Genomic DNA, 25,544 nt, shown 5'->3' with positions numbered 1-25,544 from the left:
ACCGGCAGCATAGAGCCCGGTTCAGAGCCCCAGCAGGACGTCGAACTGGCTGATCGACAGGACCAGGATCGCGGCCAGCAGCAGCGTGCCCAGCACGGGCGCGACCCGCTGCGACCACCAACGCTCGCGCGGTCGCCCGGCGAAGAACACCGTGATCGCCAGCGAGGTGACCGTCAGCAGCAGGATCACCCCGAGCGAACCCACGTTGGTGAGCCAGGTGAACAGCGTGCTGACCGGGTCCATGCCGGTGAGCGCGAACCCGCCGACCACCACCAGCGCCAGCCCGCTCTGGGTCAGCGAACCGACGTGGGGCGAACCGTGCTCGGGGTGCGTCCTGCCCAGCGCGCGTGGCAGGGTTCCCTTGCGCCCCAAGGCGAGGAAGTACCGAGCGACCACGTTGTGGAAGGACAGCAACGCGGCGAACAGGCTCGTGACGTAGAAGACGCGGGTCAGATCGACGAACCAGCCACCGACACCGCGCTCGGCGAGCACGAAGAACAGCTCCGGCCCGTGTTCGGCGGAAGCGCCGAGCACACCGTCCACGCCGGCCCCGGCGGCGAAGGCCCACGCGGTGGCCGCGTAGCCGATGCCGATGAAGCCGACCGAGACGTAGGTGGCCCGCGCGACGGTGCGCCGGGGGTCGCGGCACTCCTCTCCGTAGATCGCCGCCGACTCGAAGCCGACGAAGCTGCCCATCATGAAGCACAGCGCCGCGCCCGCCGCCCCGGTCGCGACCGAAGCCGGGCTCCACACCTGCGCGGCGGGCTCGCCGCCACCGAGCTCGGCGACGTCGAAGACGATCACCGCGACCGTCTCCACGAGCAACAGCGCCGCGAGCACGCGAGCGTTGAGGTCCACCCGCAGGTAGCCGAGCACCGCGACCAGCGCCATCGCGCCCAGGGCGCACACCCACCACGGCACGCTCCAGCCGGAGCTGGTGGACAGCAGCCCGGACGCCGCGACTCCGAACAGGCCGTAGAGGCTGACCTGCATGGAGTTGTAGGCGATCAGCGCGACGGTCGCCGCCGCCGTTCCCGCCCGTTCACCGAAGCCCTCGGTGACGTAAGCGGAGAAGGCGCCCGCGTCGACGATGTGCCTGCTCATCGCCGCGTACCCGGCGGAGAACACCGCGAGCACGGCGGCGAGCACCAGGTAGAGCACCGGCAGGCCGAGCACGCCGGTGGCCGCGTACACCTGCGGTACCCCGCCCGCCGCCACGGTGAGCGGGGCGGACGCGGCTACCACGAAGAACACCAGGTCCGCGACGCCGAGGGGACGCCGGTTCTCCTTGTGGGACAAGGGAACCGGCGTGCTCACGGATTCGGACCGGTGGCGACCGGGCGGTCCGGGTCGGTGCACCAGTGCGACCAGGACCCCGCGTACAGCGCGGCCGGGCGCTCCTGGCTGGTGAGCCGGGCCACCTCCAGCGCGAGCACCACCGAAGAGGCGGTCACGCCGGAGCCGCAGTACGCGCCGATCGGCTCGCTCGGACGCACGCCGAGCTCGGCGAACCGCTGCGCCAGCTCGCTGGAGGACAACCACCGGCCGTCGTCGCCGAGGTGCCGGGAGAACGGCGCGTTGCGGGCGCCCGGCACGTGTCCGGCCGCGGGGTCGATCGGCTCGACCTCGCCCCGGTAGCGCTCCGGCGCGCGGGCGTCGAGCAGCGTGCCCGCCGAGGCGAGCTCGGCGGCCTGCTCGGCGTCGAGCACCGGCATGCCGCCCGGCCGCACCTCGAAGTCACCCGGCTCCGGGGCGGGCACCTCGGTGGTGACCGGGCGCCCCTCCTCCACCCATGCGGCGAACCCGCCGTCGAGCACGCTGACCCGCTCGTGTCCCGCCCAGCGCAGCAACCACCACGCGCGCGCCGCGACCGAGCCGTCGCCCGCGTCGTAGGCGACCACCTGCCGGTCGGCGGTGACCCCCGCCGCGCGCAGCACGGCCTGGAGTGCCTCGGGCTCCGGCAAGGGGTGCCGTCCCCCCGCTCCCGGTTCGGCGGCCAGCTCGCGGTCCAGGTCGACGAAGACAGCGCCGGGCAGGTGCCCCCGGTCGTAGTCTTCACGTCCTGGTGGGCCTGTCAGGCGCCAGCGGACATCGAGTACAACGGGACCTGGGCCGGCGGAGCACGCCTCGGCGAGCAGGGCCGGTGTGATCAAGGGCGACACGCGCCCATACTGCACGCCCGGCTCACTCGGGTGCAGCAACCGCCCACGTTCGATGTCAGCCACTAGGACTAACATCGGACGGGACGAAGGGGAGCGGTGTGAACGACCTCATCGACACGACGGAGATGTATCTCCGCACCATCTACGAACTCGAAGAGGAGGGCGTGGTCCCACTGCGCGCCCGAATCGCCGAACGGCTGGAGCAGAGCGGCCCGACCGTGAGCCAGACGGTCGCCAGGATGGAGCGCGACGGCCTGCTCGTGGTGGCCGGGGACCGGCACCTCGAACTGACCGAGTCCGGCCGGACTCGGGCGATCTCGGTGATGCGCAAGCACCGCCTCGCCGAGCGGCTGCTGGTCGACGTGATCGGCCTGGAGTGGGAGCACGTGCACGCCGAGGCGTGCCGCTGGGAGCACGTGATGAGCGAGGCGGTCGAGCGCAAGCTGGTCAAGCTGCTCGGCAACCCCACGACCTCGCCGTACGGCAACCCGATCCCCGGGCTGGACAAGCTCGGGGTCGGTGAGCCCGCGCCCCCGGTCGAGCGCGACCTGCGCAGGCTGACCGATGTGGCCAAGCAGGGCGGCGGCCGGGTGGAGATCTGCCGCATCGCCGAGCACGTGCAGCCCGACCCCGACCTGATGGCCGACCTCAAGGACGCGGGCGTGGTGCCGGGCAAGGACGTCGAGGTGGCCGCGGCCGGCGCCAACAAGCCGGTGACGGTCCGCGGCGAGCACGGTTCGGCCGAGCTGACCATGGACATCGCGCACGCGGTGCTGGTCCGCGTCCGGTGAGTCAGGCCCGCCGCGCCGCCGAGTCCTTCACCGCCGAGCTCGGCCGCGCGCCGCTGGGCGTGTGGTCGGCCCCCGGCCGGGTGAACCTGATCGGTGAGCACACCGACTACAACGACGGTTTCGTGCTGCCGTTCGCGCTGCCGCACCGGATCGCGGTCGCCGCGGCGCCGCGGCCGGACGGGCTGCTCGCGGTCACCACGATCTCCGACAACGGCAAGGCCCAGCGGGCGGAGCCGGTCGCGGTGGCGGACCTGGAGCCCGGGTCGGTGACCGGCTGGCCGGCCTACCCCAGTGGGGTGGCGTGGGCGCTGCGCCGCCAGGGCTTGGACATCGGCGGGGCGGACCTGGTCATCGCGGGCGACGTGCCGGCGGGTGCCGGACTGTCCTCCTCGCACGCGCTGGAGTGCGCGGTGGCGCTGGCGCTGCTCGGTCTCGCCGGGCACGAGCTGGACGCCGACGGCGCGCCCACCCGGGCGGAGATCGCCAAGTGGGTGCAGCACTCGGAGAACGACTTCGTCGGCGCGCCCACCGGGCTGCTCGACCAGACGGCCTCGCTGTGCTGCACCCGGGGCAACGTGCTGTTCCTCGACGTGCGCTCGGGCGAGTCGGAGCAGGTGCCCTTCGACGCGGCCGCCAAGGACCTGGCGGTCCTGGTGATCGACACCCGGGCGAACCACTCGCTGGCGGACTCCGCCTACGGCGACCGGCGGCGCGGCTGTGAGCGCGCGGCCGAGCTGCTGGGCGTGCCGGCGCTGCGCGACGTGACCGTGGACGACCTGCCCTCGGCGCTGCGGCGGCTGCCGGAGGAGCTGGGGCCGCTCGCGCGGCACGTGGTCACGGAGAACGCCAGGGTGCTGGAGACCGTCGCCCTGCTGCGCGCGGGCAAGATGGCCGAGATCGGCCCGCTGCTCACCGGCTCGCACGAGAGCCTGCGCGATGACTACCGGGTCTCCTGCGCGGAGCTGGACGTCGCGGTCGACGCGGCGCTGGCGGCCGGGGCGCTCGGCGCGCGCATGGTCGGCGGCGGGTTCGGTGGCTCGGCCATCGCGCTGGTGCCGACCGAGATCCTGCGGGACGTGCGGCAGGCCGTCACCGCGGCCTTCGCCGAGCGCTCGTTCACCCAGCCCCGGCTGTTCGTGGCGGTGCCCGCCGCCGGCGCGGGCCGGGACCACGCAGGCGAGCACGAGACAGACCAGAACGACAAGAACGCATGACCCCTTGAGGAAGGTAGGAACCAGGTGAAGCTGCTCGTCACGGGCGGGGCCGGATACGTCGGCAGCGTCAACGCTGCCCGGCTGCTGGAGGCCGGGCACGAGGTGGTCGTGCTCGACGACCTCTCGACCGGGCACGCCGACGCGGTTCCGCACGGCGCGCGCTTCGTGGAGGGTGACGCGGGCGACGCGGGCTCGCTGCTGGCCGAGGGCTTCGACGGGGTGCTGCACTTCGCGGCCAAGTCGCTGGTCGGGGAGTCCATGGAGAACCCGGCCAAGTACTGGCACGGCAACGTGGGCACCGCGCTGAACCTGCTCGACGCCATGCGCGACAACGGGACCCCGCGCCTGGTGTTCTCCTCCACCGCCGCCACCTACGGCGAGCCGGAGGAGGTGCCGATCAAGGAGTCGGCGCCGACCTGGCCGACCAACACCTACGGCGCCTCGAAGCTGGCGATCGACCTCGCGATCACCTCCTACGCCGCCGCGCACGGGCTGGCCGCGGTGAGCCTGCGGTACTTCAACGTCGCGGGCGCCTACATGAACTACGGCGAGCGGCACACGGTCGAGACGCACCTGATCCCGATCGTGCTCCAGGTCGCGCTCGGCCAGCGGGAGCAGGTCCAGATGTACGGCGACGACTGGCCGACCGAGGACGGCACCTGCATCCGCGACTACGTGCACGTCGTCGACCTCGCCGACGCCCACCAGCTGGCGTTGCAGCACGCCGAGCCGGGCACGCACCGGATCTACAACCTGGGCAGCGGCAGCGGTTTCTCGGTGAAGCAGGTCATCGACACCTGCCGCCAGGTGACCGGCCACGCCATCCCCGCCACTGTGGCACCTCGCCGCGCCGGTGACCCGGCCGTGCTGGTCGCCTCCAGCGAGCGGGCGCAGGAGGAGCTGGGCTGGAAGCCGCAGCGCACCGACCTGGCCAGCATCGTCAGCGACGCGTGGGAGTTCGCCCGCAAGCACTGAGGCTGTACCGGCGACAACTCCGTCGTGGTCCGCCGGTCGCGGCAACTGCCCGTGACCGGCGGTCATGACCGATCTTCCAGCCGGCGGGCCTCCGCCGCGCCGTCCAGGGCGAGCACCGTGAGCTCCTCGGGCGGCATGCCCGCGTCCAGGGCCACGCGCAGCATCCGGCTGAGGCGGTGCGCCCCGTCGGCGTCCTCCGCCACCTCCAGCGCCATGCTCGCCAGCGCACCGTCGCCGCGCTGGTAGGCGGTGAATGCCAGCAGGGTCGCGGGTTCCGCCCGCTCCGGGCCGGGCACGCCCTTGGTCAGCCGCAGCCACAGGTTCTCCGCGGCTTCGGCCTGCGTTCCGAGCACCATCGCCAGGCACGCGTCCCTGACCCTGTGGTCGGCGAGCGCCATAGCGAACCTGGCGATGTCCTCGTCGGCGAGGTCGAGCCTCCGCTCGGCGACGGCGGTAACCGCCTCGCGCAGCGCTCGCACCGCGTCAGCCGGGCTGTCGAAGCCCGGCGGGCTCACCCCGCCCGAACCGTCGAGCAGCGCGTCGATGAGGGCGGTGCGTGTCGCCAGCGCGTCCGGCGGGTCGGGGTCGAGCACGGCGCGCATCTGGTCCCGGCTCGCGAAGGTGACGTTGCCCAGGAGCGCGGCCGCCGCGGCGAAAGGGTTGTCCGCCGGATCCGGCAGTGTCCCGCCGCAGTCGGGTTCGTCGTAGCACCGCCACGCCGATCCGTCCTCAATGGACTCCGTCCAGACCGCGTGCCTGACCTGGACCCGCCCCGTCGCGAACACCTCGTCCAGGGCCGCGATCAGCCCGGAGTGCGGCGGTTCCGCGGGCCAGGGTGGCGGGCTGCCCTGGCACACCACCACCGTGATCACCTCTGTGGCGTCGTGCGCGATCACGGGCTGAAGTAGTTGGGCCGCAACGGTGTGCTGGTGCCGCACGGGCGGCAGGTCCACGCGCAGGGCCAGGCCGACGTGGATCCCGCCGTCGCGTTCGGCGAGACAGATCAGGACCAGGGAGTCGGTGGGGTGGAAGCCGAGCAGATGGGGGACCCCGGCGACGAGGTCCGCGACGTCACGGAGCCGGAGCGTTCCGCGGGTACCGGTCGGTTCCGTGCTCGAAGGCTGGGCGCTGGAAGGCATGCCCCCACCTTCACCGGGAGCCCGGCGGCGCGGGGTGGGCCGGGGCGGATCTGTGGACAACGGGGGCCGATGTGGAGAACTCGGCCCGCGAGGTACTGGTGCGGGCCGAGCTCGTCGGTGATGTGGTGTAGGGCCTAGCCGATCTGCACCGTGGCGGTGGCCTTCGTGCCGTTGACCGCGAGGCCGAGCTCGATCGTGCCTGCTCGAAGCGCTGTGAGCGTGCCGGTCGCCGGGTCGTACGCGGCGATGTGCGCCGCCGTGGCCCCCTGCGCGGGGCCGATGTGCAGGTTGGCTGAACCGAACCAGTCGGCGCTCACCGGGTAGCCGAGGGGAATCTTGCGCTGGCCTTGGAAGAGATTCCCCCCAGCGGTCGCGGTGGCACCGACCGTGAGCCGGGCCGGGGCGGCCAGCTCCAGCCGGTCCACGTGCGCCCTGATCTCCGCCCGCACGGGTTCCCGCTGGTCAGCGGGGTCGATGCGGACCAAGGTCCAGCCGGTGAAGCCACCGTCGGCCGGAGCGGCGGCCGGGGCCTTGCCGGAGTTGCCGTTGATCAGGAACGGCACGCCGTCGGTGCGGCCAGCGTGGAACAGCCCCGCGTGCGATGCGACGGACACGGCCGTTTTCCCGCTCCGCGCACGGAAGTCCGCGAGCCAGCTGGTCAGCAGCGGTCCCTCCAACGGGTCGGTCAGCTCCGAGGAGCCACCGGGCAGTGGATCGTCGACGGGGTGGTGCATCGCGACGAGCACGCCCCGCACCGCCGGATCGGTCGCGGCCGAGTCCAGGGCCTGGCGCAGCAGCTTGATCTGCTCGAACCCACCCGCGCGCAACGTGCCCAGCGAGGAGTCGAGCAGCACCATCCGCACGCCGCCCTGGTCGACGACGCGGAAGGTGTCGCCGAAGGCCTTGCGGAACTCCGCCGTGGTGCCGGGACCGTAGGTCTCGTGGTTGCCGGGCAGGTAGTACCAGGGCACCCCCTTGCCCACGAGCTCGTCGTCGATCACCTTGCGCGCCAGCGCGAAGTCGGCCGCGGTACCCCGGTCGACGAGGTCACCGTTGATCAGCACGACGTCGGGCTTGGCGGCGAGCGCCTCGCGGAAGGTCCGGCGTGCCTGGGCGACCAGCGGGCCTTCGGGGTTGTCCGCGGTGAACTGCGCGTCACTGACCACGGCGACCCGCAGCGCACCGGGCTTGGCGGGCAGGTCCCCGTCGGTCACCACGGCGCGGTCCTGACGCGGGGTGTCTGCGGGTACGGAGATCTGTGGCGCGACCGAGGCGGTGAGGTCGTCCAGCACGATCCGGCCCTCGTACTGCCTGCTGCCGTCGGTCTCCACCACGTAGAGCCGCTGGACGCGCAGTTCGCCCGTGAGCGCGGCGGGCACCTCGGTGTCCACGTAGCGCCAGCCGGTCCAGTCGATCTTCTTGGACAGGTCGAGCACGGTCGCGGTGCCGGTGGTGTCGAGCAGGCTCAACCGCAGCCACGTGCCCTTGCCGTCGCCGTTGACCCACGCGCCCACGCGCTGCGTTCCGGCGGGCAGGACGATCGGGGTACGGGCGTTGACGTAGGCGGCGCGGGTCACGGTCGCACCGGTGAGCCGGTAGTCCAGCGCCAGCGCGTTGCCCGCTCGCCCTTCCACAGTGGACAGTGATGCGCCGACCACGGCGGGGAAGACGCTCGCGGTCCACGGCTCAGCGGAGTCCATAGTGGACACGTTCGCGGTCTGGGTTCCGATGGTGACACCGAAGTGCGTCACCAGGTTGCCGACCTTCGCGGTGATCACGGTGCCACCGGTCACGGCCGCCGCGGACACGGCGAACCCGTCACCGTCCGGACTGACGTGCACGAGGCGCTGGTCGTAGCTGAGCTGCACATCGCGCGGTTCGATCCACGTGGTGAAGCCGTCCGCGTCCTGCCCCAGCACCCGGAAGTGCCCGTTCGCACCGATGCCGGACAGCGCGACCCGCTCGGTGTCGGTGTCCAGCCGCACTGGCGCACCGAGCACGGTCAGACCCAGCTCACCGCTGGCGCGGCCGGACGACGCGCTCAGCTTCGCCGCTCCCGGCTTCGCCGCGCGGAACACGCTCAGGCCCGAGGACGCGTCCAGCTTTCCCGCGTTGGACGGGCTGACCCGCCAGCGAGGCGTGGCGTTGACCGGACCGCCGTTCTCGTCGTGGCCCCACGCTCCGACCGTCCTGCTGAGCCCGGCGAGCACGCGGTTCGCCTGGTCGTCCCTGGTTCCCGGTTCCACGCGGAAGCCCGTGAGCCGTCCGCTGCCGCCGGAGCTGGTCAGGCCGAGGCCGTTGGGCACGGTGCGCTGGCCGCCGTCGGACGGCGAGTTCTGCACGGAAACCGCGCTCTGCCCAGGCAGGCGTGCGACAAGCGTCGAAGAACCGCCACCGTCGAGGTTGAGCGCGTCATCGGCGCCGAGGGACTTCATGTACTCGCCGAGCTCGCGATACGTCATGCCGCGACTGGAGATCTGCCTACCGTCGATGGTGACCAGCCACATCTTGCGGCCGTCCGCCGAAAAGCCGACAGCGGTGCGTGGATGGATCGCGGTGTCAGTCTGCGGCAGCACTACGCCGTCACGGAGCAGTGGAAGGTTGCCACCCACGGCCACCTTCAGTGGGTCGCCCTGGTGCTTGGGCTGATAGCGGACATCGACCTTGTCGCCGACACGCAACGCGTCCAGCGCTGTGGCTCCCGCGTCGATTCCCAGCAACACCACGGTGTTTCCCGCGATCGGCCCGGACCCGGTGCTCGAACGGAGCGCGCTGACAACGCCATCACGGACTTCGACCTCGCGGACCTGGTTCGCGCCAACCGTCGCCCAGGAACGCGGCTGTGTGCCCCACAGCGAGGTGTAGATGCCTACGCCGTTCTTGGCGACGTCCGGGGAGTTGAAGTTGGTGGCAGTGATCGACGAGCCGCCCGGCAACGTGACACTGGCCTGGAGGAAGACCTCCAGCATCCGACCGACACCGTTGCCGTCGATGCCGACGGCGTGGTTCCAGCCGCTGGCGGGCGCGTGACGCAGTGCGCCGTTGTCGATGCCTACTCCCCTGGGTGCTCCGGTCTCGTTGATGTCGAAGAAGTCGCCGTTGACGCCCGCGACGGCCCCGGCGCGGGCCGCCTGCTCGGTGAGGACCGTGCGTGCCGCGACCGGCCCCGGGCTGAGGTACTGCGTCTTCAACGTGGGCTGGGACAGGTCGGCGGTGAGGACGTCGCCCTGGATCCAGCCGGTGGGGCGGATGCTGCGGAACTCGCTCAGGGACAGACCCGGCGCGATCGGCCGGTCCGCCTTGCTGATCAACAGGTCCTGCTCGTCCGCGGCGGCAACGCGCGCGGCGGGCTGCGGGAGCAGTTGCACCGGCCCGTCCACGGACGACGAGGCGGGGCGGCCCTCCACCGGCTCGGGCCCGAGCGCGGCGGGCTGGGCGGCGACGCCCACCCCGGTACCGCCCAGCGTCAGGCCGAGCACGGCGAGGAACGCGGAGACAGCGGCCGTGCCGCGAGTGCGCACAACGTCCTCCAGCGACTAGGTGAATAACTCACCGGAAGCACACTGTATCCAGGTGAACTTTGACTATCCTCCAGAGGAAGGACTGATTGCCGCTGGACGGCCGAAGGGCCCCTTCCCGACGCGGGAAGGGGCCCTTCTGCGGGGATGGGTCAGCGGCCGAACGCCGCCACGAACGCCTGCTTGCCACCAAGGGTGGGCAGGACCATCCGGGTCTGGTTGAGGGTGACCGCGAGGCCCGCGCCGGGCTTGGGCCGCAGCGTGTAGTCGTAGTCGCTGGAGAGCAGGGTCAGGCCGAGCTTGTGCCCCGCGGGCAGCAGGTAGTCCATCGGCTGCATCTCCACGCCAACGGAGTACTGCTCACCCGGCTTGATCGGCTCGGTGCGGTCCGGCCGCGTCCGGTTCTGCGGGTCGGTCCAGCCACGGGTGATCACCTTGGCGGTGCCGTCCGGGGCGCGGTCGACCAGCACGGCGGTCACGTTCGCCGCCGGGCGGTCGAAGGCGACCTTGAGCTCCGCCTTGACCGTGCCACTGATGCGCAGCGGCTGCTTGGCGGCCGGGGTGGCGTAGGACAGCCGGTTGCCGGAGCTGGGCAACGCGAGCAACTGCTCGACCTTCTTGCTGGCGTCGTCGGCCAGCTTCTCCACGACAGCGCTGCCGGGGACCGGCGAGCCCGCTTCGAGGCCACCGGTGGACGAACCGCCCGGCCACGGGTAGACCGACACGTCCCTGCTGCCCGGAACGGGCCACTCCGCCTCGGTGACCCAGCTCTTGTCCTCGCGCTGGATGGTGGCGCGCGGCTCGGCCTCGACGTTGTTCTGCTGGCCGAACAGGTAGCGGGTGTACCAGCGGTTGAGCGTCTTCAGCCACTCGTCGCGACGCAGTCCCAACGGGTCGGTGTGACCCGACTGGTGCCACCAGATCTTGTGGGGCACCTTGTTCGCCTTCAAGGTGTCGTACCACTGCGCCGCGTGCTTGGTCTTGACGTTCCAGTCACGCAGACCGTGCACGACAAGGGTCGCGGCGCGCACCTTCTTGGCGTCGTTGAGGTAGTTGCGCTCGTCCCAGAACGGGCTGTAGTCACCGGTGATCCGGTCCTGCTGCCTGGCGATCTCTTCAATGATCGGCTTGCAGATCTCACGGTTGGAGCGGCTGTAGACGTACTCGGCGAGCACGTCAGCGTCCTCACCCTGGTAACCGCCGGGAGCGACAACAGCACCGTCAGCACGGTAGTAGTCGTACCAACTGGAAATCGCGGCGATGGGCACGATTGCTTCCAGCCCCTGAACGCCGGTCGATGCGACCGCGTTGGGCAGCGTGCCGTTGTAGGACACGCCCATCATCGCGGTCTTACCGGTAGCCCACGAAGCAACGGACGGCTTGTTGTTGGTATCGCGTGCCGTAGTGCGGCCGTTGAGCCAGTCCACCACCGAACGCGCGCCGATGGTCTCGTTGCGGCCACCAGTGGTCGGGCAGCCCGTCGACTCACCGGTGCCGAGGGACTCGGCGTAGACCACGGCGTAACCGCGCTCCAGCAGGAATCTCTCGTAGCTGGACGGTCCGATCGCGCCGGGGTTCGGACCTGCAGGACCGATCGCCGCGGTGATGCGCGCGTCCTGATTCGGGTCGGTTCCGGGCGAGTCACGACGCGCGTCCTGACGCTTCGAACCGTCCGGCACGTACAGCTCGACGTCCACGTTGTGGTTCGGCACGTTGTTGCCGCCCGCGTAGTACGGGCTCGGGAGGTAGACCACGGGCACCTTGAGGCCCTGCGTGGTCGCCTGCTGGCGAACCACGTCCGCGCGCACCTCGTCGTCCTTGCCGTCCCGGTCGCTGTCGATCGGAACCCGGATGAACACCTTCTCCCGCACGACGTCCGCGGCGTTGTAGACCGGTTGCGCCTCACCGTCGACGAAGACCGGCTGCTGCGGCGGTGCGGCGGCCAGCGCGTGCGCACTGGTCAGCGGCAGCACCACCATCGCGGCCAGCAGGACTGTCCGTGCACGCCTCATCGGCTTCTCCCCCTGGGGAAAGTTTGGGTACCTGCGCACCTTCGCCGGGGCGGGCTTCGAGGTCAATACTCCAAATGTCCTTCTGCATCCACACCGACCCGTGAAAGACTGCGGGCGTGAACGTGTTCCTGGCGGGCTTGGTGGCCCATCCGCTGTATGGAGCCGATCACGCGCGGACTGACCTCGCGTGGTGACACGGGCGTAGTGCGCCCGTACCCACATCCCCTTTCTGGAAGGTCTGTTTCCGCATGCCCAACGACATCGCGGCGTTCGTCGCCGCCCTGCCCAAGACCGAGCTGCACGTCCACCTCGTCGGTGCCGCGTCCGTACCGACGGTGCTGGAACTGGCCCGCCGCCACCCGGACGGCGGCGTGCCCACCGATGAGACGCTGCTCCAGGACTTCTACGTCTTCCGGGACTTCGCGCACTTCCTCGACGTGATCCTCGCGGTGAGCGCGTTGGTGCGCACGGGTGAGGACATCGTGACCCTGGTGACCGGCCTCGCCCGCGACCTCGCGCGCTGCACGGTCCGCTACGCCGAGGTCACCGTGACCCCGCACCTGCACCTGTTGGCCGGGATCGAGCCGGACGAGCTCGCCGAGGCGCTGGAGACCGGTCGCGCGCGGGCGCTCGCCGAACACGGTGTGCTGCTCGCGTGGATCTTCGACATCCCCGGCGAGAAGGGACGGCAGGCCGGGAGCACCACCGTGCGGTGGGCGCTGCGGCACCGTCCCGAAGGGACTGTCGCGTTCGGACTCGGCGGGCCGGAGATCGGTGTCGGGCGGGCGCAGTTCGCGCCGATGTTCACCCTCGCCAGGGAGGCCGGGCTGCACAGCGTGCCGCACGCCGGGGAGACGACGGGTCCGGCGACGGTCTGGTCCGCCGTGCACGACCTGGGCGCGGAGCGGATCGGCCACGGCATCTCCGCCGTGCACGACCCCCGGCTGATGGAGCACTTGGCGGAGCGCGGGATCGCGCTGGAGGTCTGCCCCACGTCGAACCTGCGCACCCGGGCGGTGACCACGATCGGCGAGCACCCGCTGCCGCGCTTGGTCCAGGCCGGGGTGCCCGTCACGCTCAACACCGACGACCCCGGGATGTTCGACACCGACCTGAACCGTGAGTACCTGTTGTGCCACAAGGAGTTCGGCTTCACGCGCGGAGAGCTCGCCGAGCTCGCCCGCAACGGGGTCCGCGCGTCGTTCTGCCCCGAGGACGTGCGGGCGCGGTTGCTCGCGGAGATCGACGCGACGCTCTGACGCTGTCGAGCGGCGCCACAATTGCGTTGACAACCACAATTCGGTTCACCAGGACATGCAACAAAAATACCCGATAAAGAGCACCCGTCCAGCGGGCGACTGAATGGTACGCGGAGCTGGGTAAAACCTTCACTCCGTTAGTCGATGCTGCCGTTCTTAAGCTCGGCTACGGTCTACAGCCTGCCGGGGATGTTTCCCCCGAAAACGTCTCCGGCAGGTGAACCAGCGACACGAATCACTGTGCCAAGAGGACCTGGGACTCCGGGTAGCGAAAGGGTTCAGATGCGCGCACGTGTGATCGCCCTGGCAACAGCAGCCGCGGCGACAGTGATCGGGCACGCCCCGCTCACCAGCGCGAACGCCGCACCGCGGCCGCCGGTAGTCATTCAGAACGTCCTGTACAACCAGGCCCTCTCCACCGAAGGCGAGGAAACGACCGCAGGCAGTCGAGTCGTGATCAGCGAAACCCACAGCCGGTCGAGCCAGCAGTGGGAGATCATTCTCCACACCGACGGGTTCATTTCCCTCAAGGGAGTCGCGAGCGGCCATTGCGTCGATGCCGAGGAGGGCGAGAAGAGCGAGTTCGGCGACGGCCTCGTCGTGCGCCCGTGCGACGAGACCATCGCGCAACGGTGGATCAGGCAAGGGGGAGCCGTCGGAGGCGCTTACATCTTCCGCAACGCCAAGTTCCAGGGAATGTGCCTGGCGGGCCCCCAGGCCGCGACCCGGGCCGCGCTGCAGTTCTGCATGCCCGGGAACCCGCTCCAGCAGTGGCGCGCCCCGATCACGAAGGGATGACGCGCCGAGGTGAGGCGCCCGAGACCGGGCGGCCCTCACCGCACATGAGCCGTGGGTGGGCTCCAGAGAACAAGACTCCGGCCAGGCGGAGCCCACCCACGCCCGTGCCCGCGGCCTCGCCGCTAGCGCGGACGACGGCAGACGTAGGTGATCGCGGGCGGCAGGTTCGCCCACACCACCCGGGTCAGCAGGACCTCGTCGAAGGTGGCTTCCAGCAGCCGCCGGAAGCGGCGGGCGTTGTCCATGCCCAGCGCGTGCACGTAGGCGAAGGTGGTGAACACGCCGTGCGGGTGCAGCGCCTCCGCGACGTGGCCGAGGATCTCGCGCTGGCCGTCAACGCCGATCAGCGCCCACGGCAGGCCGCTGACCACCGCGTCCACCGCGTCGATGCCCCGGTCGGCGAGCAGCTTGCCGAGCTCGGTGGCATTGGCGTTGAGGACCTCCATGCGCGGGTAGTTCTCGCGCAGGTGGCCGGCCAGCTCCTCGTCGAGCTCGACTCCGAGGTAGCGGCCACGCGCGCCGAGGCGGGCGGTGATGCCGTCGCTGACCGCGCCGCTGCCCGCGCCCAGCTCGACGACGACCGGGTCCCCGGAACCGGGGATCACCGAGGCCAGCCGGGCGGCCAGCGCGGGGGAACTGGGCCACACACCACCGATCAGGCTGGGGCGGCGCAGGACGGCCTGGAGGAACACGCGTGAAGCGTTGCGGGAGCTCGACACCCCTCCTAGCCTGCCCTGTCACCGCCCGCGTTTGCCAACCACCCTCCGCTAGGCGGCGCTGACCAGCATGTCTTCGATGATCCTCGCCATGTCCGGCGTGCCGGTCACCAACGTCAGGTACGCGTGGTCGCGGGTCGCCGGGGAGACCCACTCGTTCGCCCCGCCCGCGCCGATCCGGTTCGAGCCGCCACGCACCTCGGTGAAGTGCTCGCCGCCGTGCACGGCGTAGTACAGGGGCAGCACGTCCCACAGCTCACCGTCCACACCGGCACCGAAGCCGATGCGAAAGGTCTCCGTGACCGGCCCCGCTCCGGCGATCCGCTTGCCGAAGGACACCGACAGCTCGCCACCGCTGAACACCACCGGCGTCGGCCAGTCGTGCACCACGCGAGTGGTCGCGGCCGGGTCGAGCGCGAAGTTGAACTCCGGTTCCGTCGTGCTGCGCGGATACTGACCGCCCATCACAACCAGGCGGGAGACCTTTCTCCGAACGAGATTCGCGTCAGCGTCCAGCAGGTTGCGCAGGTTGGTCGTGGAGCCCAGTGACACGACCACGACGCTGCGGTCCGGCTGTGCGGCAAGCAGCTCGCGGTAGAGCGCGGTCGCGTCCGGAGCCGCGCTGCCACCTCGAAGGTCGTGCGGGAACTTCTTCCCCAGCTCCGGCGCGTAGTTGTGCGCGAACTGCTCACACGTGGAGCCGTCGGTCGGCTTGAGAGCGCCGATCGGGATGTCGGGGTGCTTGTAGTGGGTGTTGACCACGTCCACCGCGGCAGCACCCGCTTCACCCCTGGTGTCGACCATGACACCGAGCAGCTTCGCCTCTCCCCTGCTGTGCATGAGGTTGGCCATCGCGAGCGCGGGAACATCGTCCACCGCGGCGCAGATGTCGGTGTCGATGATCAGGGGCACCGGGGCGGGACGGGTGGCCGGGACAACCACGAGCGTCACGGCCACCGCTACCGCACTGAGAATGGAGAGCACGCGCAGAGACTAGAGCGCGGCCAGGACGTCAGCGAGCTGCTTGGTGGCGGTGTACATCGGCCAGTGCCCCGTGTCGATGTCAACGCGCTTCCACGCGGGAGCGACGAACTGCTGGAAGCGCGGCATGCCCGTCGCGACAAGGCCGCGGAAGTCATCACACGCGATCACGATCCGCTCGTAGGTGGGCTCCTGCCCGGTGAGCCGCAACGGCTGCGCGTACGTGCCGTAGGGGTGGGCGACTGCCTTGGCGCTCAACAGCTCCCACGTGTCCCTGTCGATGTTCGCGTCCTGGCGGAGCACTTCGTAGGACGGGAACGCGAAGCGGTTGTCGACCGCCTGGATCGGGCCGGAGAAGTCCAGCAGCGACTCGCCGTTCTCGAAGGGGGCGGAGTCGAGGTAGACCAGCTTCGCCAGGCGCTCGCCGACGCGGTCGGCGACGCCGGTGACCACCATGCCCGCGTAGCTGTGGCCGACCAGGATCACGTAGCGGTTCTCACCGATCACGTCGACCACGTCGGCGATGTGGGTGTCCAGGTTGATCGCGCTCGCGTCGCCTTCGCCGTCCAGGCCGGTGAGGGTGACCGCGTGCACCTCGTGCCCTTCGGCGCGCAGCAGGTCAGCGACGTCCTTGAAGGCCCATCCGCCGAGCCAGGCACCGGGAACCAGAACGTAGGTGGCCATGTCGTTGACTCCTTGCTCGATGTCGTTGGGACGACCGTAGGGTTGAATCCGGGCAGAACACGTCCGGATTAAGGTTGTGACCCGTGCCACACCCCACGACGCGGCTGCTGGCGATGCTGGAGCTCCTCCAGGCGAACCACCGCCTTCCCGGCAAGGACCTCGCGGAACGGTTGGGCGTGGACGAGCGCACCGTGCGCCGCTACGCCAGCAGACTCGCCGAGTTCGGCGTGCCGGTGGAGGCCGAGCGCGGTCGTTACGGCGGCTACCGGCTGCGGCCCGGCTACAAGCTCCCGCCATTGATGCTCACCGACGACGAGGCCGTCGCCGTGACTCTGGGACTGGTCGCGAGCAAGAGAATCGGTCTGGCCACGACGGAACCAGCAGTCAACAGCGCCCTCGCGAAGATTCAACGCGTCCTCCCGCCAGCACTGCGCGACCGCACACAAGCGGTGCAGGAAGCGTTGGGGTTCACGCTCCTCCCCCGCGAGAGCAAGGCGCCAGCCACGGACACCGTGCTGCTCCTTGGCGAGGCCGTACGCCGTAGGACACGCGTGCGCCTCCGCTATCGCTCGTGGCAAGACGAGGAGTCCGAACGCGAACTCGACCCCTACGGCCTGGTCTTCCACTCAGGGCGTTGGTACGTCACGGGACACGATTACCGGCGCGGCGACCTTCGCACGTTCCGGCTCGACCGTGTGCGGTCGGTTTCGTTGCAGGACAACACCTTTGAAGCACCTGCTGACTTCGACGCGGTCGCACACGTGACACGCTCACTGGCGCGTGTCCCGTACACGTGGGAGGTGGAAGTGGTCGTAGAAGGACCGCTCGACGCGGTACGCCGCCGCATCCCGCCTACGACAGGAACCGTGGCCGAAGTGGACGGTGTGGTGCTTCTCCGCACGCGTGCGGAGAAGCTGGACGGGATGGCGCGGATGCTCGCAGGATTCGAATGGCCGTTCGTGGTGCGCAAGCCCACCGAACTCCGCGCGGCCCTACTCGACTTCACACGCCACCTCGCCGCCCAGGCCACCCGGGACGAGAGCTAGAAAGGGTCGAGAAGGCCGGGACGGGGCCCGGCGAAGGCCGCGTCCAGCAACGCGTCCGTACGGGCGTCGCCGCCATAGAGCAGGTCCGCCCTGCGCAGCGCCGCCGTACTCGCTCCGCCCGCGTAGAGCACCGCCAAGCCCCTGCTGCCGATGACCACCTCACCGCTCCCGCCCGGCTCCAACGTCGCCTCGCCCGCAGCGACCACCAGGCGGTGGGGGCCCGCGTTCCACGGGCACACGTCGTCCACAACCTCCAGGTCCACCGTCGCACGCAGCTCCGGCCAGCCACGGGCCGCGATCGCCGCACGCGCGTCCACAAGGCGGAGCATCCACGCGTCCGTCGACGCGCGCTCCAAGTGCACGGGCAGTCCCCACACCAGCTCGTCAGGCACCGCGAGGCGCAGCTCCGTGGTCGGGGCGACCGTCCCCCAACTGCCGAACTGCGAGACCAGCGTCTTCAGTGCGCGCTCCGTCAGCGTGATCAGGTCGGTCACCACGAGCTTCGCGCCGACGCCGTAGTTGTCCGTGCGCTGCCAGCTCGCGTAGCCCTCCGCACCGTCCGGCCCCTCCACCAACGTCATGCGGTACTCGTCGAGCACTTCGGCCGCCGTCGCGGTGAACAGTGGCCCGCTGCGCTCCATCAGGCCGTTTCCCGCGCGAGCGTAGGCGCGGTAGAGGTCCATGACCGTCGGGAAGTCCTCGACCGTCACCGGCCGCACGGTCACTCCGGGTTCGGGGCGGACGGACTGCAACGCCGTGGTGGCGACGCGCTCGTCCACGATCGCGCCCACGTGCTCCCAGCCGAGCTTGCGGTAGAGACCCGGCACGCTGGGCATCAACGTGCTGATCACGGCACCGCGCTCACGGGCGGCGCCGAGCGTGTGTTTGAGCAGCTTCTGCGCGAGACCCCGGCCACGGTGCTCCGGGGCCACCGCGACGCCCGCGATGCCGCTGGTGGGGACGAGGCGGCCACCGAACCACTGGCCCTGCTCGCGGTCAGCCGCGTCGGCGAGGAGAACACCGCGCTCGTCGAACACGCCCCACCAGTTCATCCCGTGCTGGTCGCTGATCCTGGGCAAGGTCGCCTTGACCTGGGAAAACGGTTGGGTTCGACCGAACGCCACCCGGTTGAGCTCGTAGCGGGCGGACACGTCTTCGTCGGCAAGCGGCCGGATCCTCAGCTCCACCCGCTCATTCTTGCCGAGAGAAGCTCAGGAACGCCTGCCGATTACCAGGAACATCGGCACCACCGCGAGAAAGCGGCCCCGCGCTCCCCGGTCGGCCTGGTCGTCCAGCCAGTCCGCGGCCTGAGCCGATGTGACCGCGCCCGCGGCGACCCCGACCTCGGCGATCTTCGTGAGCAGCGGGGCCAGCGTGGCGTGGTCGGTGTGCACCGCTGTCTCCACCTCGACACAGACATCGGTGAATCCGTTGTCCAACAACAGGTTTCGGTAGGTGCGACCGCCCCAACGGGTCGAGTGCCGCTCGGTGTGGGCCCGCAGCAGCGCCGCGGTCACCGCATCGTTGGCCGAGTCCAGCGTCCACATGCCGTACTCCTGGCCGATGAGCAGGATCCGCCCGTGCGGCACGAGCACCCGTCGAGCTTCGGCCAGCGCCTCCTGCGGCTCCGCCAGCAGGTGGAACAGCCGCTGAGCGCGGTAACAGTCCACAGAGGACGATTCGACCGGGAGGTTCTCGGCAGGGCCCCGTCGGAACTCACATCCCGGGAACCACGTGCGGGCCAAGGACAACAGCTCCTCGCTGGCGTCGACGCCGACCACCTTCACGCCGTTCTCGGCGAGCTCGCCCACCGCGTGGCCGGTTCCGCAGCCAACGTCGAGCACCACCTCACCGGGCCGCGCGGCGAGCAACTCGTGCGAGCGGGCCCGCAGCGCCCTGGCCTGCGGCAAGCGCTCGGTCCGGTCCCAGAACGGTGGTTGCGTCATGCGGCCAGTCTGCAAGTTAATGTCAACGTGAAGTCAAGCCAGATGGAGATCGGCGAGCTGGCGGGGCGCTTCGGTCTCGGGACCCACGTGTTGCGGCACTGGGAGGCACAGGGCCTGCTCACCCCGGCCAGGCGCGTCAGCGGCAGGCGGCGCTACGGCGAGGAACACCTCGTGCGGGTCGCGATGATCCTGCGCGCCAAGGACGCCGGGTTCAGCCTGGAGCGCATCCGTTCGGTGCTGACCGAGGTGGACAGCACCGAACGGAGAACCCTGCTGGAGCACCATCAGGCCGAGCTGGTGGCGAAGATGGAGCGGCTGCGGGAGTCGTTGCGCATGGTCGAGCACGCGCTGGCGTGCGACCACGCGGACATCATCCAGTGCCCGCGGCTGCGGGCGATGGTGCTGGAGTCGATCCCGCCCGCACCTTGATGATCAGCATCGACAGCGCCGCCGCGACCACGCTCAGCCCCGCCGCGACGTACCAGGCCAGGGTGTACTCGCCGAGGGAGTCGCGGACCGCGCCCGCCGCCGTGGCCGCGATGGCCGCGCCGACCTGGTGCGAGGCGAAGACCCAGCCGAAGACCACCGCGCCGTCCGCGCCGAAGTGCTCCCGGCACAGCGCGACCGTCGGCGGCACGGTCGCCACCCAGTCCAGGCCGTAGAAGATGATGAACACCAGCATGCTCGGGTGCGCGGTCGCGTCGAACAGGCTCGGCAGGATCGCCAGCGACACCCCGCGCAGTCCGTAGTAGACGGCGAGCAGGACACGCGAGTCCACGCGGTCGGTCAGCCAGCCGGAGAACACCGTGCCCGCGATGTCGAAGATCCCGACCAGCGCGAGCAGTCCGGCCGCCGCCGTCTGCGGCATGCCGTGGTCGTGCGCGGCGGGAATGAAGTGCGTTCCCACCAAGCCGTTCGTGGTCATCCCGCAGATCGCGAAACCACCCGCCAGGTACCAGAACGTCTTGGTGCGCGCGGCGGAGAACAACGCGCTCACCGCGCGCCGGGCGGCTCCACCGGACGGCGCGGGCGGCAGCTCCGGCTCCCCGTCGGCGCCGTAGGCGGTCAGGCCGAGCTCAGCGGGGTGATCGCGCAGCAGCCACAGAACCAGCGGCACCACAGCGAGGGCGGCGAAGGCGACCGTCAGCGAGGCGACGCGCCAACTCCCGTCCTCCACGAGCAGCGCGAGAACCGGGAGGAACACCAACTGTCCGGCCGCGCCACCGGCGGTGAGCACACCGGTCACGATGCCGCGATGCCGGACGAACCAGCGGTTGGTCACGGTCGCCACGAACGCCAGCGCCATCGATCCCGTGCCGAGGCCGACGAAGACGCCCCAGAACAGGATGAGCTGCCAGCTCTGGGTCATGAACACCGTCAGCCCGCTGCCCGTGGCGACCAGCAGCAGCGCCCACGCCACCACTCGCCGGATGCCGAAGCGGTCCATCAGCGCGGCGGCGAAGGGCGAGGTCAGGCCGTAGAGCAGCAGGTTGATCGAGACGGCGAGCGAGATCGTTCCGAGCGGCCAGCCGAACTCCTGGTGCAGCGGGTTGAGCAGCACGCCGGGCGTCGCCCGGAACCCGGCCGCCCCGACGAGCGCGACGAAGGCGACTGCCGCGACGACCCACGCGCGGTGCGGGCGCCGGGTCATGAGGGGTTTCTGCGTCACGGACCCAGCTTTGACCAGCGGCTTCGCTCCGGCGAGTGGCCTGATGGCCATCGTGTGTCAGGATCGGGCCATGACCGAACCGCATCGCATCGCCGTTCTCGCGCTGGAGGGCTCCGTCGGCTTCGACCTCGGCGTTCCCGCGCAGGTCTTCGGCGCCGCCCGCGACGAGCGGGGCGAGCGGCTCTACGAGGTGCGGATCTGCACCCCCGACGGCGGGCCGATCCGCTGCGCCGCCGGGTTCCAGGTGCAGCCGGAGCACGGGCCCGAGGCGCTGGAGTGGGCGCAGACGGTGATCACCATCGGGATGCACGAGGGCAGCCCGGTCAAGGACGGCGTGCTCGACGAGCCGGTGGCCGAGGCGCTGCGCCGGGCGGCCGGGCACGCTCGGATGATGTCGATCTGCACAGGTGCGTTCGTGCTCGCCGCGGCCGGGCTGCTCGACGGCAGGCCCGCGACGACGCACTGGGGCTGGGCGCGGCGCTTCGGCAGGCTGTTCCCCGACGTGCTGCTCGACCCGGACGTGCTCTTCGTCGACGACGGCGACGTGCTGACCTCGGCGGGGGTCGGCGCGGGGCCGGACCTGTGCCTGCACGTGATCCGCAGGGACCACGGCAGCGCGGTGGCCAACCGCGCCGCGCGCCGGTGCGTGATCGCGCCGTGGCGCGACGGCGGCCAGTCGCAGTTCATCGAGCGCCCGCTGCCCGCGCTGACCGAGACCAGCACGGCGGCCACCCGGGAGTGGGCGCTGCGGCGGCTGGCAGAGCCGCTGACGCTGCGCGAGCTCGCCGGGCACGCGCGGATGAGCGTGCGCACCTTCACCCGGCGCTTCCGCGACGAGACCGGCCTGAGCCCCGGGCAGTGGCTGGTGCACCAGCGGGTCGAGCACGTGCGGCGGCTGCTGGAGGACACCGACCTGCCGGTGGACCAGATCGCGACCCAGGCGGGTTTCGGCACGGCGGCTTCGCTGCGGCAGCACCTTCGTGCCAGGCTCGGGGTCGCGCCCAGCGCGTACCGCAGGACCTTCCGTCCGGCGGGCTGAGAGTGACGGAACCCGGCGGCCGTCCCGCTCGTTCACCGGGAAGAGGGGTCGCGAGGGGGATGAATGTCCACTGTGGACAAAAACGGTGCGGACGATGACAAACGGGACCGGCGCAGCGAGAAGGTGATCGCCGAGTTCCGCCAGCGCCCGTCGGTGCGGCGGCTGAGCAGGCCGATGATCGAGGGCGGCTCGAAGCGCTTCGAGCTGACCTACGTGCGCGAGGGCAGCCGGGGCGCCACGCCGCTGGTGATCCTGCCCGGCGGCCCCGGTATCGCCTCCGTGCTGCCCTACCACCGGCACCGGATGCTGGCCGCGCGCCGCGAGTTCGACGTGGTCATGGTGGAGCACCGGGGAATCGGGCTGTCCCGGCAGGACGAGTACGGCCACGACCTGCCCTTCGGCGCGCTCACCGTGGACGCCGCCGCCGACGACATCGCGGCGGTGCTGGACGACTGCGGCATCAGCCGCGCGACAGTGCTGGGCAGCTCCTACGGCGCGTACCTGGCGCAGACCTTCGGCGCCAAGCACCCGGAGCGCGTGGCCGGGATGGTCCTGGATTCCACCTACTCCACCGTTTCGGACTTCACGGTCGCGCGCGACGAGGTCCGCCGGGTGCTGTGGGAGGGCCGCGACCCGGCGACGGCACGCATCGCCGCGAAGCTGCGCGACCTGGTGGACAACGGCGTCATCCCGGCCGAGCAGACCGGATCGGTGGTCCCGGTCTTCTACGAGCTGGGCGGGCCGGACATGGTCGACCGGCTGCTGGACGCGGTGGCGGCGGGCCGCTGGGGGCCGTGGCGGTGGATCCACCGCGTCGCCGACGAGGAGCTGGGCCGGACCAACCGGTACGTGCTGGAGACCGACCTGGTCTCGGCGATGACCTTCCGCGAGCTCTACGACCTCGAACCGGACGGCCTGCCGCTGGACCCGGCCGTGGCCTGCACCAGGCACGCCGAGGACTACCCGCCCTTCGAGGGCGAGCCGCGTTGCCTGCTGACCGCGCTGGAGTCCTTCGACTGGCCGACCGCCGTGCTCACCGCCGAACGCGACCTGCGGTGCGTGCGCCCCGTGGCGGAGCGGACGGTGCGCCTGCTGCCCGACGGTGTGCTGGTTCCGTTCCGGGACATGCCGCACAGCGTCCTCGACAACCATCCCGTCGCCGCGTTGAACGCCGCGCGCGGTGTGGCGACGGGGCAGCACCACCGGCTGCCCGCCATGGCGCCGAAGCTGGCGGCGCTGCCGAGCAAGTCCGCGCGCCCCTTGCTCGGCTGGGGCCTGCGGACGTGGCTGACGGTGGCACGTCCCTAGCTGGCGACAGTCGACCGTGCCGTTGCGCGCTGCCGGATAGCTGCGGTCAGCGCGAGGATGCGTTGAGCGATGCCTCTGGCATGACGTAGGTCATCGACAAGCCACACCCCAGCCGGAGGCTCCCCACGTCAACCTGCCCCCCATTTCGCGTTTTGTAGCCTTAATGCGAAATGGGAGCGCTCTTTTGCGCATCAAGGTGACAAAACGCGAACACCCTGACCACGCCAGCCAGCCCACGGGGGCACGGGGGCGGCGCGCCACCTCGGGGCATCGGGACGACTTGCGGGACTGGCGCTAGGCGAAGGCCGCGAGCTGCTCGTCCAAGGGCGCCCGCGTCAGCCGGTTGGCCAGCGTGGACATCGTGTAGGTACCGATGCCCAGCACGACCTCAAGCGCGTTCTGCCTGGTGTAGCCGTGCGCGAGGAACGCCGAAACCGTTGCGTTGTCAACGTTTCCCGATGTCGCGAGGACGTCGAGGGTGAACTGCCGGACCGCTTCGAGGCGCTCCCGCGGCAGCGGCCGCTGCTCGCGCAGCGCCGCGACGAGCTCCGGGTGCTCGACGAGCTTCGCCGAGTGCATGGCGACGCAGACGTGACAGCCGTTGCGCACCGCGACCGTCATGATCACCGTTTCGCGGGCCAGCGGGTCCAGGGTCGTGGTCTCGAACATCCCGCTCAGCCGGAGGAACCCGTCCAGCAGGTGCGGCGACTCGGCGAGGCGGGCCACCGGCGCGGGCAGGTAACCCAGGCGGGCGACGGTCGCCTCCATGGCGCGACGGGACCCGCTCGGCGCGGACTCGACGGTGTGGTCGGTGAACAGGCTCATCCGGCTTCCCCCGGTAAACTCGACAACGTGGTTGACGAAAAGGTAAACCAGGTTGTCGAGTTGCGCAAGCCCCCGGGCTTCGAGCTGCCGCTGCTGCTGTTCGCGGGCTTCCGCTCGATCATCGACCGGCTGCACGAGGAACTGGCCGCCCAGGGCCATCCCGACGTGCGCCCCGCCCACGGCTTCGCGATGCAGGCGATCGGCACGGGCGGCGCCACCGCGAGCGAGCTCGGCAGGCGGCTCAACGTCTCCAAGCAGGCCGCCGGCAAGACGGTGGACCGCCTGGTGGCACTGGGCTACGCCGAGCGCGCCGACGACTCCGCCGACGGCCGCCGCAAGCTCGTCCGGCTCACCCCGCGCGGTGTGGACGCGCTCGCCACGTCGGCCGCGATCTTCGACGAGCTGCGCGCCCGGTGGGCGGAGTCCCTTGGCGCGCAACGACTCGACGAGCTGGAGTCGGCGCTGCGCGCGATGGCGCCCGCCGAGGGCTACCGGCTGGACGCGGCGAGCTGGTTCGGCTCCTGAGACGGCGCGAGCTCGGTGAGCGCCAGCTCCGCACGGCGCATCGACTCCTCGGGATCGGCGTCGGGGGAACCGATCTCCGGGTCGAAGTTGAGGTCGACGAACACCTCGGTCACGCCCTGGTCAGCGAGCACCGCCAAGTCGCCCCGGATCTCGTCGAAGGAGCCGGTCAGCGGCCGCCGGTCCCGGGCTCCGGCGGCGCGCACGCGGACCGGCCCGCGGCAGACGAAGCGCAGCCGCACCGCGTCCCGCCCTGCCTCGGCCGCGGCGGCCCTGATGAGCGCGATCGAGTCGCCGATCGTGCTCAGGTCCGCGCTACTGCTGCTGATCCAGCCGTCCGCGATCCGCCCGGCACGCCGCAGCGCGGGCTCGGCCTTCGCGCCGAGCAGGATCGGCGGATGCGGCCGCTGCACCGGCTTCGGCTCCATCCGGGTGCGCGGGACGCGGTAGAACTCGCCTTCGTGCTCGACCTCGTCGTCTGTCCACAATGTACGGAGAGCGGCGACGAACTCCTCGGCCCTGCGCCCTCGGCCACGCGGGTCCACGCCCACCGCCGCGAACTCCTCGGCCGACCACCCGATGCCGAGCCCGACGTCGAGGCGGCCCTCCGAGACGATGTCCAGCGTCGCGAGCTGCTTGGCCAGCAGAACCGGCGAGAAGAACGGCAGGTTGAGCACGGCGACGCCGAGCCTGATCCGCCGCGTCACCCCGGCGAGGTAGGACAGCGTGACGACCGGGTCGTGCACCGACCGGTACGGCTCACCCCACGACGCGTCCAGCGGCGCGAGCAACCGCTGGAAGGTCCACAGCGAGTGGTAACCGAGCTCCTCCGCACGGCGAGCGACACGCACGAGGTTGGGGCGCGTCGCCCAGGAGCCGGACACCGGAGCCGCGAAACCGATCCTCATGCCGCCACGTTAACCCGGCTGAGGGATTGCTG

At 70.9% G+C, this 25,544-nt stretch carries 23 protein-coding genes; 10 read left to right on the top strand and 13 right to left on the bottom strand.

Annotation, left to right across the window (positions count from 1 at the left end):
• Positions 1-21 precede the first annotated feature (21 nt).
• Together ACFFQA_RS01360 and ACFFQA_RS01355 are read right to left on the bottom strand one after the other, a co-directional pair.
• Positions 22-1,317, bottom strand: a complete 1,296-nt coding sequence (locus ACFFQA_RS01360) for an APC family permease (RefSeq protein ID WP_377849651.1) — start codon at positions 1,315-1,317, stop codon at positions 22-24.
• Positions 1,314-2,162, bottom strand: a complete 849-nt coding sequence (locus tag ACFFQA_RS01355; protein ID WP_377849650.1) for a sulfurtransferase — start codon at positions 2,160-2,162, stop codon at positions 1,314-1,316. The genes ACFFQA_RS01360 and ACFFQA_RS01355 overlap by 4 nt, the downstream gene beginning before the upstream one ends.
• Before the next feature lie 98 nt (positions 2,163-2,260).
• Between ACFFQA_RS01355 and ACFFQA_RS01350 the strand changes: the two genes are divergently transcribed.
• From ACFFQA_RS01350 to galE, 3 genes are read left to right on the top strand one after another with little or no spacing between them, the layout of a single operon-like run.
• The gene (locus ACFFQA_RS01350) at positions 2,261-2,953 is read left to right on the top strand and encodes an iron-dependent transcriptional repressor DtxR (RefSeq protein ID WP_377849649.1); all 693 of its coding nucleotides are present in this window, start codon (positions 2,261-2,263) and stop codon (positions 2,951-2,953) included.
• Positions 2,950-4,167, top strand: a complete 1,218-nt coding sequence (gene galK / locus ACFFQA_RS01345) for a galactokinase (RefSeq protein ID WP_377849648.1) — start codon at positions 2,950-2,952, stop codon at positions 4,165-4,167. Before ACFFQA_RS01350 ends, galK begins: the two co-directional genes overlap by 4 nt.
• 24 nt (positions 4,168-4,191) lie before the next feature.
• The gene (galE, locus tag ACFFQA_RS01340) at positions 4,192-5,142 is read left to right on the top strand and encodes a UDP-glucose 4-epimerase GalE (RefSeq protein ID WP_377849647.1); all 951 of its coding nucleotides are present in this window, start codon (positions 4,192-4,194) and stop codon (positions 5,140-5,142) included.
• A gap of 62 nt (positions 5,143-5,204) precedes the next feature.
• Here galE and ACFFQA_RS01335 read toward each other — a convergent pair whose 3' ends face one another.
• From ACFFQA_RS01335 to ACFFQA_RS01325, 3 genes are all read right to left on the bottom strand, one after another.
• On the bottom strand, positions 5,205-6,281 hold the full coding sequence (locus ACFFQA_RS01335; RefSeq protein ID WP_377849646.1) for a DUF4192 domain-containing protein: 1,077 nt from the start codon (positions 6,279-6,281) through the stop codon (positions 5,205-5,207).
• Between the two features lie 134 nt (positions 6,282-6,415).
• Positions 6,416-9,802 (bottom strand): phosphodiester glycosidase family protein, encoded by a 3,387-nt coding sequence (locus tag ACFFQA_RS01330; protein ID WP_377849645.1) that lies wholly within the window; start codon positions 9,800-9,802, stop codon positions 6,416-6,418.
• A gap of 149 nt (positions 9,803-9,951) precedes the next feature.
• A complete protein-coding gene (locus ACFFQA_RS01325) occupies positions 9,952-11,811 on the bottom strand; it encodes a Xaa-Pro dipeptidyl-peptidase (protein WP_377849644.1) in 1,860 nt (619 codons plus the stop codon).
• A gap of 248 nt (positions 11,812-12,059) precedes the next feature.
• Between ACFFQA_RS01325 and add the strand changes: the two genes are divergently transcribed.
• Together add and ACFFQA_RS01315 are read left to right on the top strand one after the other, a co-directional pair.
• Positions 12,060-13,070, top strand: coding sequence for an adenosine deaminase (add, locus tag ACFFQA_RS01320; protein WP_377849643.1), 1,011 nt, complete (start codon positions 12,060-12,062; stop codon positions 13,068-13,070).
• A 282-nt stretch (positions 13,071-13,352) separates the two neighbouring features.
• A complete protein-coding gene (locus ACFFQA_RS01315) occupies positions 13,353-13,868 on the top strand; it encodes an RICIN domain-containing protein (protein WP_377849642.1) in 516 nt (171 codons plus the stop codon).
• A gap of 122 nt (positions 13,869-13,990) precedes the next feature.
• Here the strand turns inward: ACFFQA_RS01315 and ACFFQA_RS01310 are convergent, their stop codons facing one another.
• The 3 genes from ACFFQA_RS01310 to ACFFQA_RS01300 form a co-directional block, all read right to left on the bottom strand.
• On the bottom strand, positions 13,991-14,560 hold the full coding sequence (locus ACFFQA_RS01310) for a class I SAM-dependent methyltransferase (RefSeq protein ID WP_377849641.1): 570 nt from the start codon (positions 14,558-14,560) through the stop codon (positions 13,991-13,993).
• Positions 14,561-14,635: 75 nt separating this feature from the next.
• Positions 14,636-15,568 carry a nucleoside hydrolase gene (locus ACFFQA_RS01305; protein WP_377849640.1) on the bottom strand — a complete coding sequence of 311 codons (933 nt, stop codon included), beginning with the start codon at positions 15,566-15,568 and terminating at the stop codon, positions 14,636-14,638.
• A gap of 9 nt (positions 15,569-15,577) precedes the next feature.
• Positions 15,578-16,249: an alpha/beta fold hydrolase gene (locus tag ACFFQA_RS01300; protein ID WP_377849639.1), complete on the bottom strand. Its 672-nt coding sequence runs from the start codon at positions 16,247-16,249 to the stop codon at positions 15,578-15,580.
• An 83-nt stretch (positions 16,250-16,332) separates the two neighbouring features.
• On the opposite strand from ACFFQA_RS01300, the gene ACFFQA_RS01295 reads away from it, so the two are divergent.
• Positions 16,333-17,295 carry a helix-turn-helix transcriptional regulator gene (locus ACFFQA_RS01295; protein ID WP_377849638.1) on the top strand — a complete coding sequence of 321 codons (963 nt, stop codon included), beginning with the start codon at positions 16,333-16,335 and terminating at the stop codon, positions 17,293-17,295.
• Here the strand turns inward: ACFFQA_RS01295 and ACFFQA_RS01290 are convergent.
• On the bottom strand, positions 17,292-18,482 hold the full coding sequence (locus ACFFQA_RS01290) for a GNAT family N-acetyltransferase (protein WP_377849637.1): 1,191 nt from the start codon (positions 18,480-18,482) through the stop codon (positions 17,292-17,294). The two genes, ACFFQA_RS01295 and ACFFQA_RS01290, sit on opposite strands and share 4 nt — an antisense overlap.
• 24 nt (positions 18,483-18,506) lie before the next feature.
• Complete coding sequence (locus tag ACFFQA_RS01285; RefSeq protein WP_377849636.1) at positions 18,507-19,241, bottom strand: methyltransferase domain-containing protein; 735 nt, start codon at positions 19,239-19,241, stop codon at positions 18,507-18,509.
• A gap of 27 nt (positions 19,242-19,268) precedes the next feature.
• Here ACFFQA_RS01285 and ACFFQA_RS01280 point away from each other — a divergent pair, with 27 nt between their 5' ends.
• Complete coding sequence (locus tag ACFFQA_RS01280) at positions 19,269-19,670, top strand: MerR family transcriptional regulator (protein WP_377849635.1); 402 nt, start codon at positions 19,269-19,271, stop codon at positions 19,668-19,670.
• On the opposite strand, the gene ACFFQA_RS01275 is transcribed toward ACFFQA_RS01280, so the two are convergent.
• Entirely contained in the window at positions 19,612-20,892 is a 1,281-nt protein-coding gene (locus ACFFQA_RS01275) for an MFS transporter (protein WP_377850200.1), read from the bottom strand. The genes ACFFQA_RS01280 and ACFFQA_RS01275 overlap by 59 nt on opposite strands.
• An 88-nt stretch (positions 20,893-20,980) precedes the next feature.
• Between ACFFQA_RS01275 and ACFFQA_RS01270 the strand changes: the two genes are divergently transcribed.
• Together ACFFQA_RS01270 and ACFFQA_RS01265 are read left to right on the top strand one after the other, a co-directional pair.
• Complete coding sequence (locus ACFFQA_RS01270) at positions 20,981-21,949, top strand: GlxA family transcriptional regulator (protein WP_377849634.1); 969 nt, start codon at positions 20,981-20,983, stop codon at positions 21,947-21,949.
• A gap of 63 nt (positions 21,950-22,012) precedes the next feature.
• Positions 22,013-23,257: an alpha/beta fold hydrolase gene (locus ACFFQA_RS01265; protein ID WP_377849633.1), complete on the top strand. Its 1,245-nt coding sequence runs from the start codon at positions 22,013-22,015 to the stop codon at positions 23,255-23,257.
• Between the two features lie 294 nt (positions 23,258-23,551).
• On the opposite strand, the gene ACFFQA_RS01260 is transcribed toward ACFFQA_RS01265, so the two are convergent.
• The gene (locus tag ACFFQA_RS01260) at positions 23,552-24,076 is read right to left on the bottom strand and encodes a carboxymuconolactone decarboxylase family protein (protein WP_377850199.1); all 525 of its coding nucleotides are present in this window, start codon (positions 24,074-24,076) and stop codon (positions 23,552-23,554) included.
• Between the two features lie 66 nt (positions 24,077-24,142).
• On the opposite strand from ACFFQA_RS01260, the gene ACFFQA_RS01255 reads away from it, so the two are divergent.
• Positions 24,143-24,607 (top strand): MarR family winged helix-turn-helix transcriptional regulator, encoded by a 465-nt coding sequence (locus tag ACFFQA_RS01255; protein WP_377849632.1) that lies wholly within the window; start codon positions 24,143-24,145, stop codon positions 24,605-24,607.
• Here ACFFQA_RS01255 and ACFFQA_RS01250 read toward each other — a convergent pair.
• Positions 24,571-25,512 (bottom strand): TIGR03619 family F420-dependent LLM class oxidoreductase, encoded by a 942-nt coding sequence (locus tag ACFFQA_RS01250; RefSeq protein ID WP_377849631.1) that lies wholly within the window; start codon positions 25,510-25,512, stop codon positions 24,571-24,573. The two genes, ACFFQA_RS01255 and ACFFQA_RS01250, sit on opposite strands and share 37 nt — an antisense overlap.
• Positions 25,513-25,544: the final 32 nt, after the last annotated feature.

Source organism: Allokutzneria oryzae (genome assembly GCF_042429765.1).
GTDB classification, from domain to species: Bacteria; Actinomycetota; Actinomycetes; order Mycobacteriales; family Pseudonocardiaceae; genus Allokutzneria; species Allokutzneria oryzae.
Note: the sequence above shows the minus strand (reverse complement) of the source record. Positions and strands in the feature narration are given on the sequence as shown.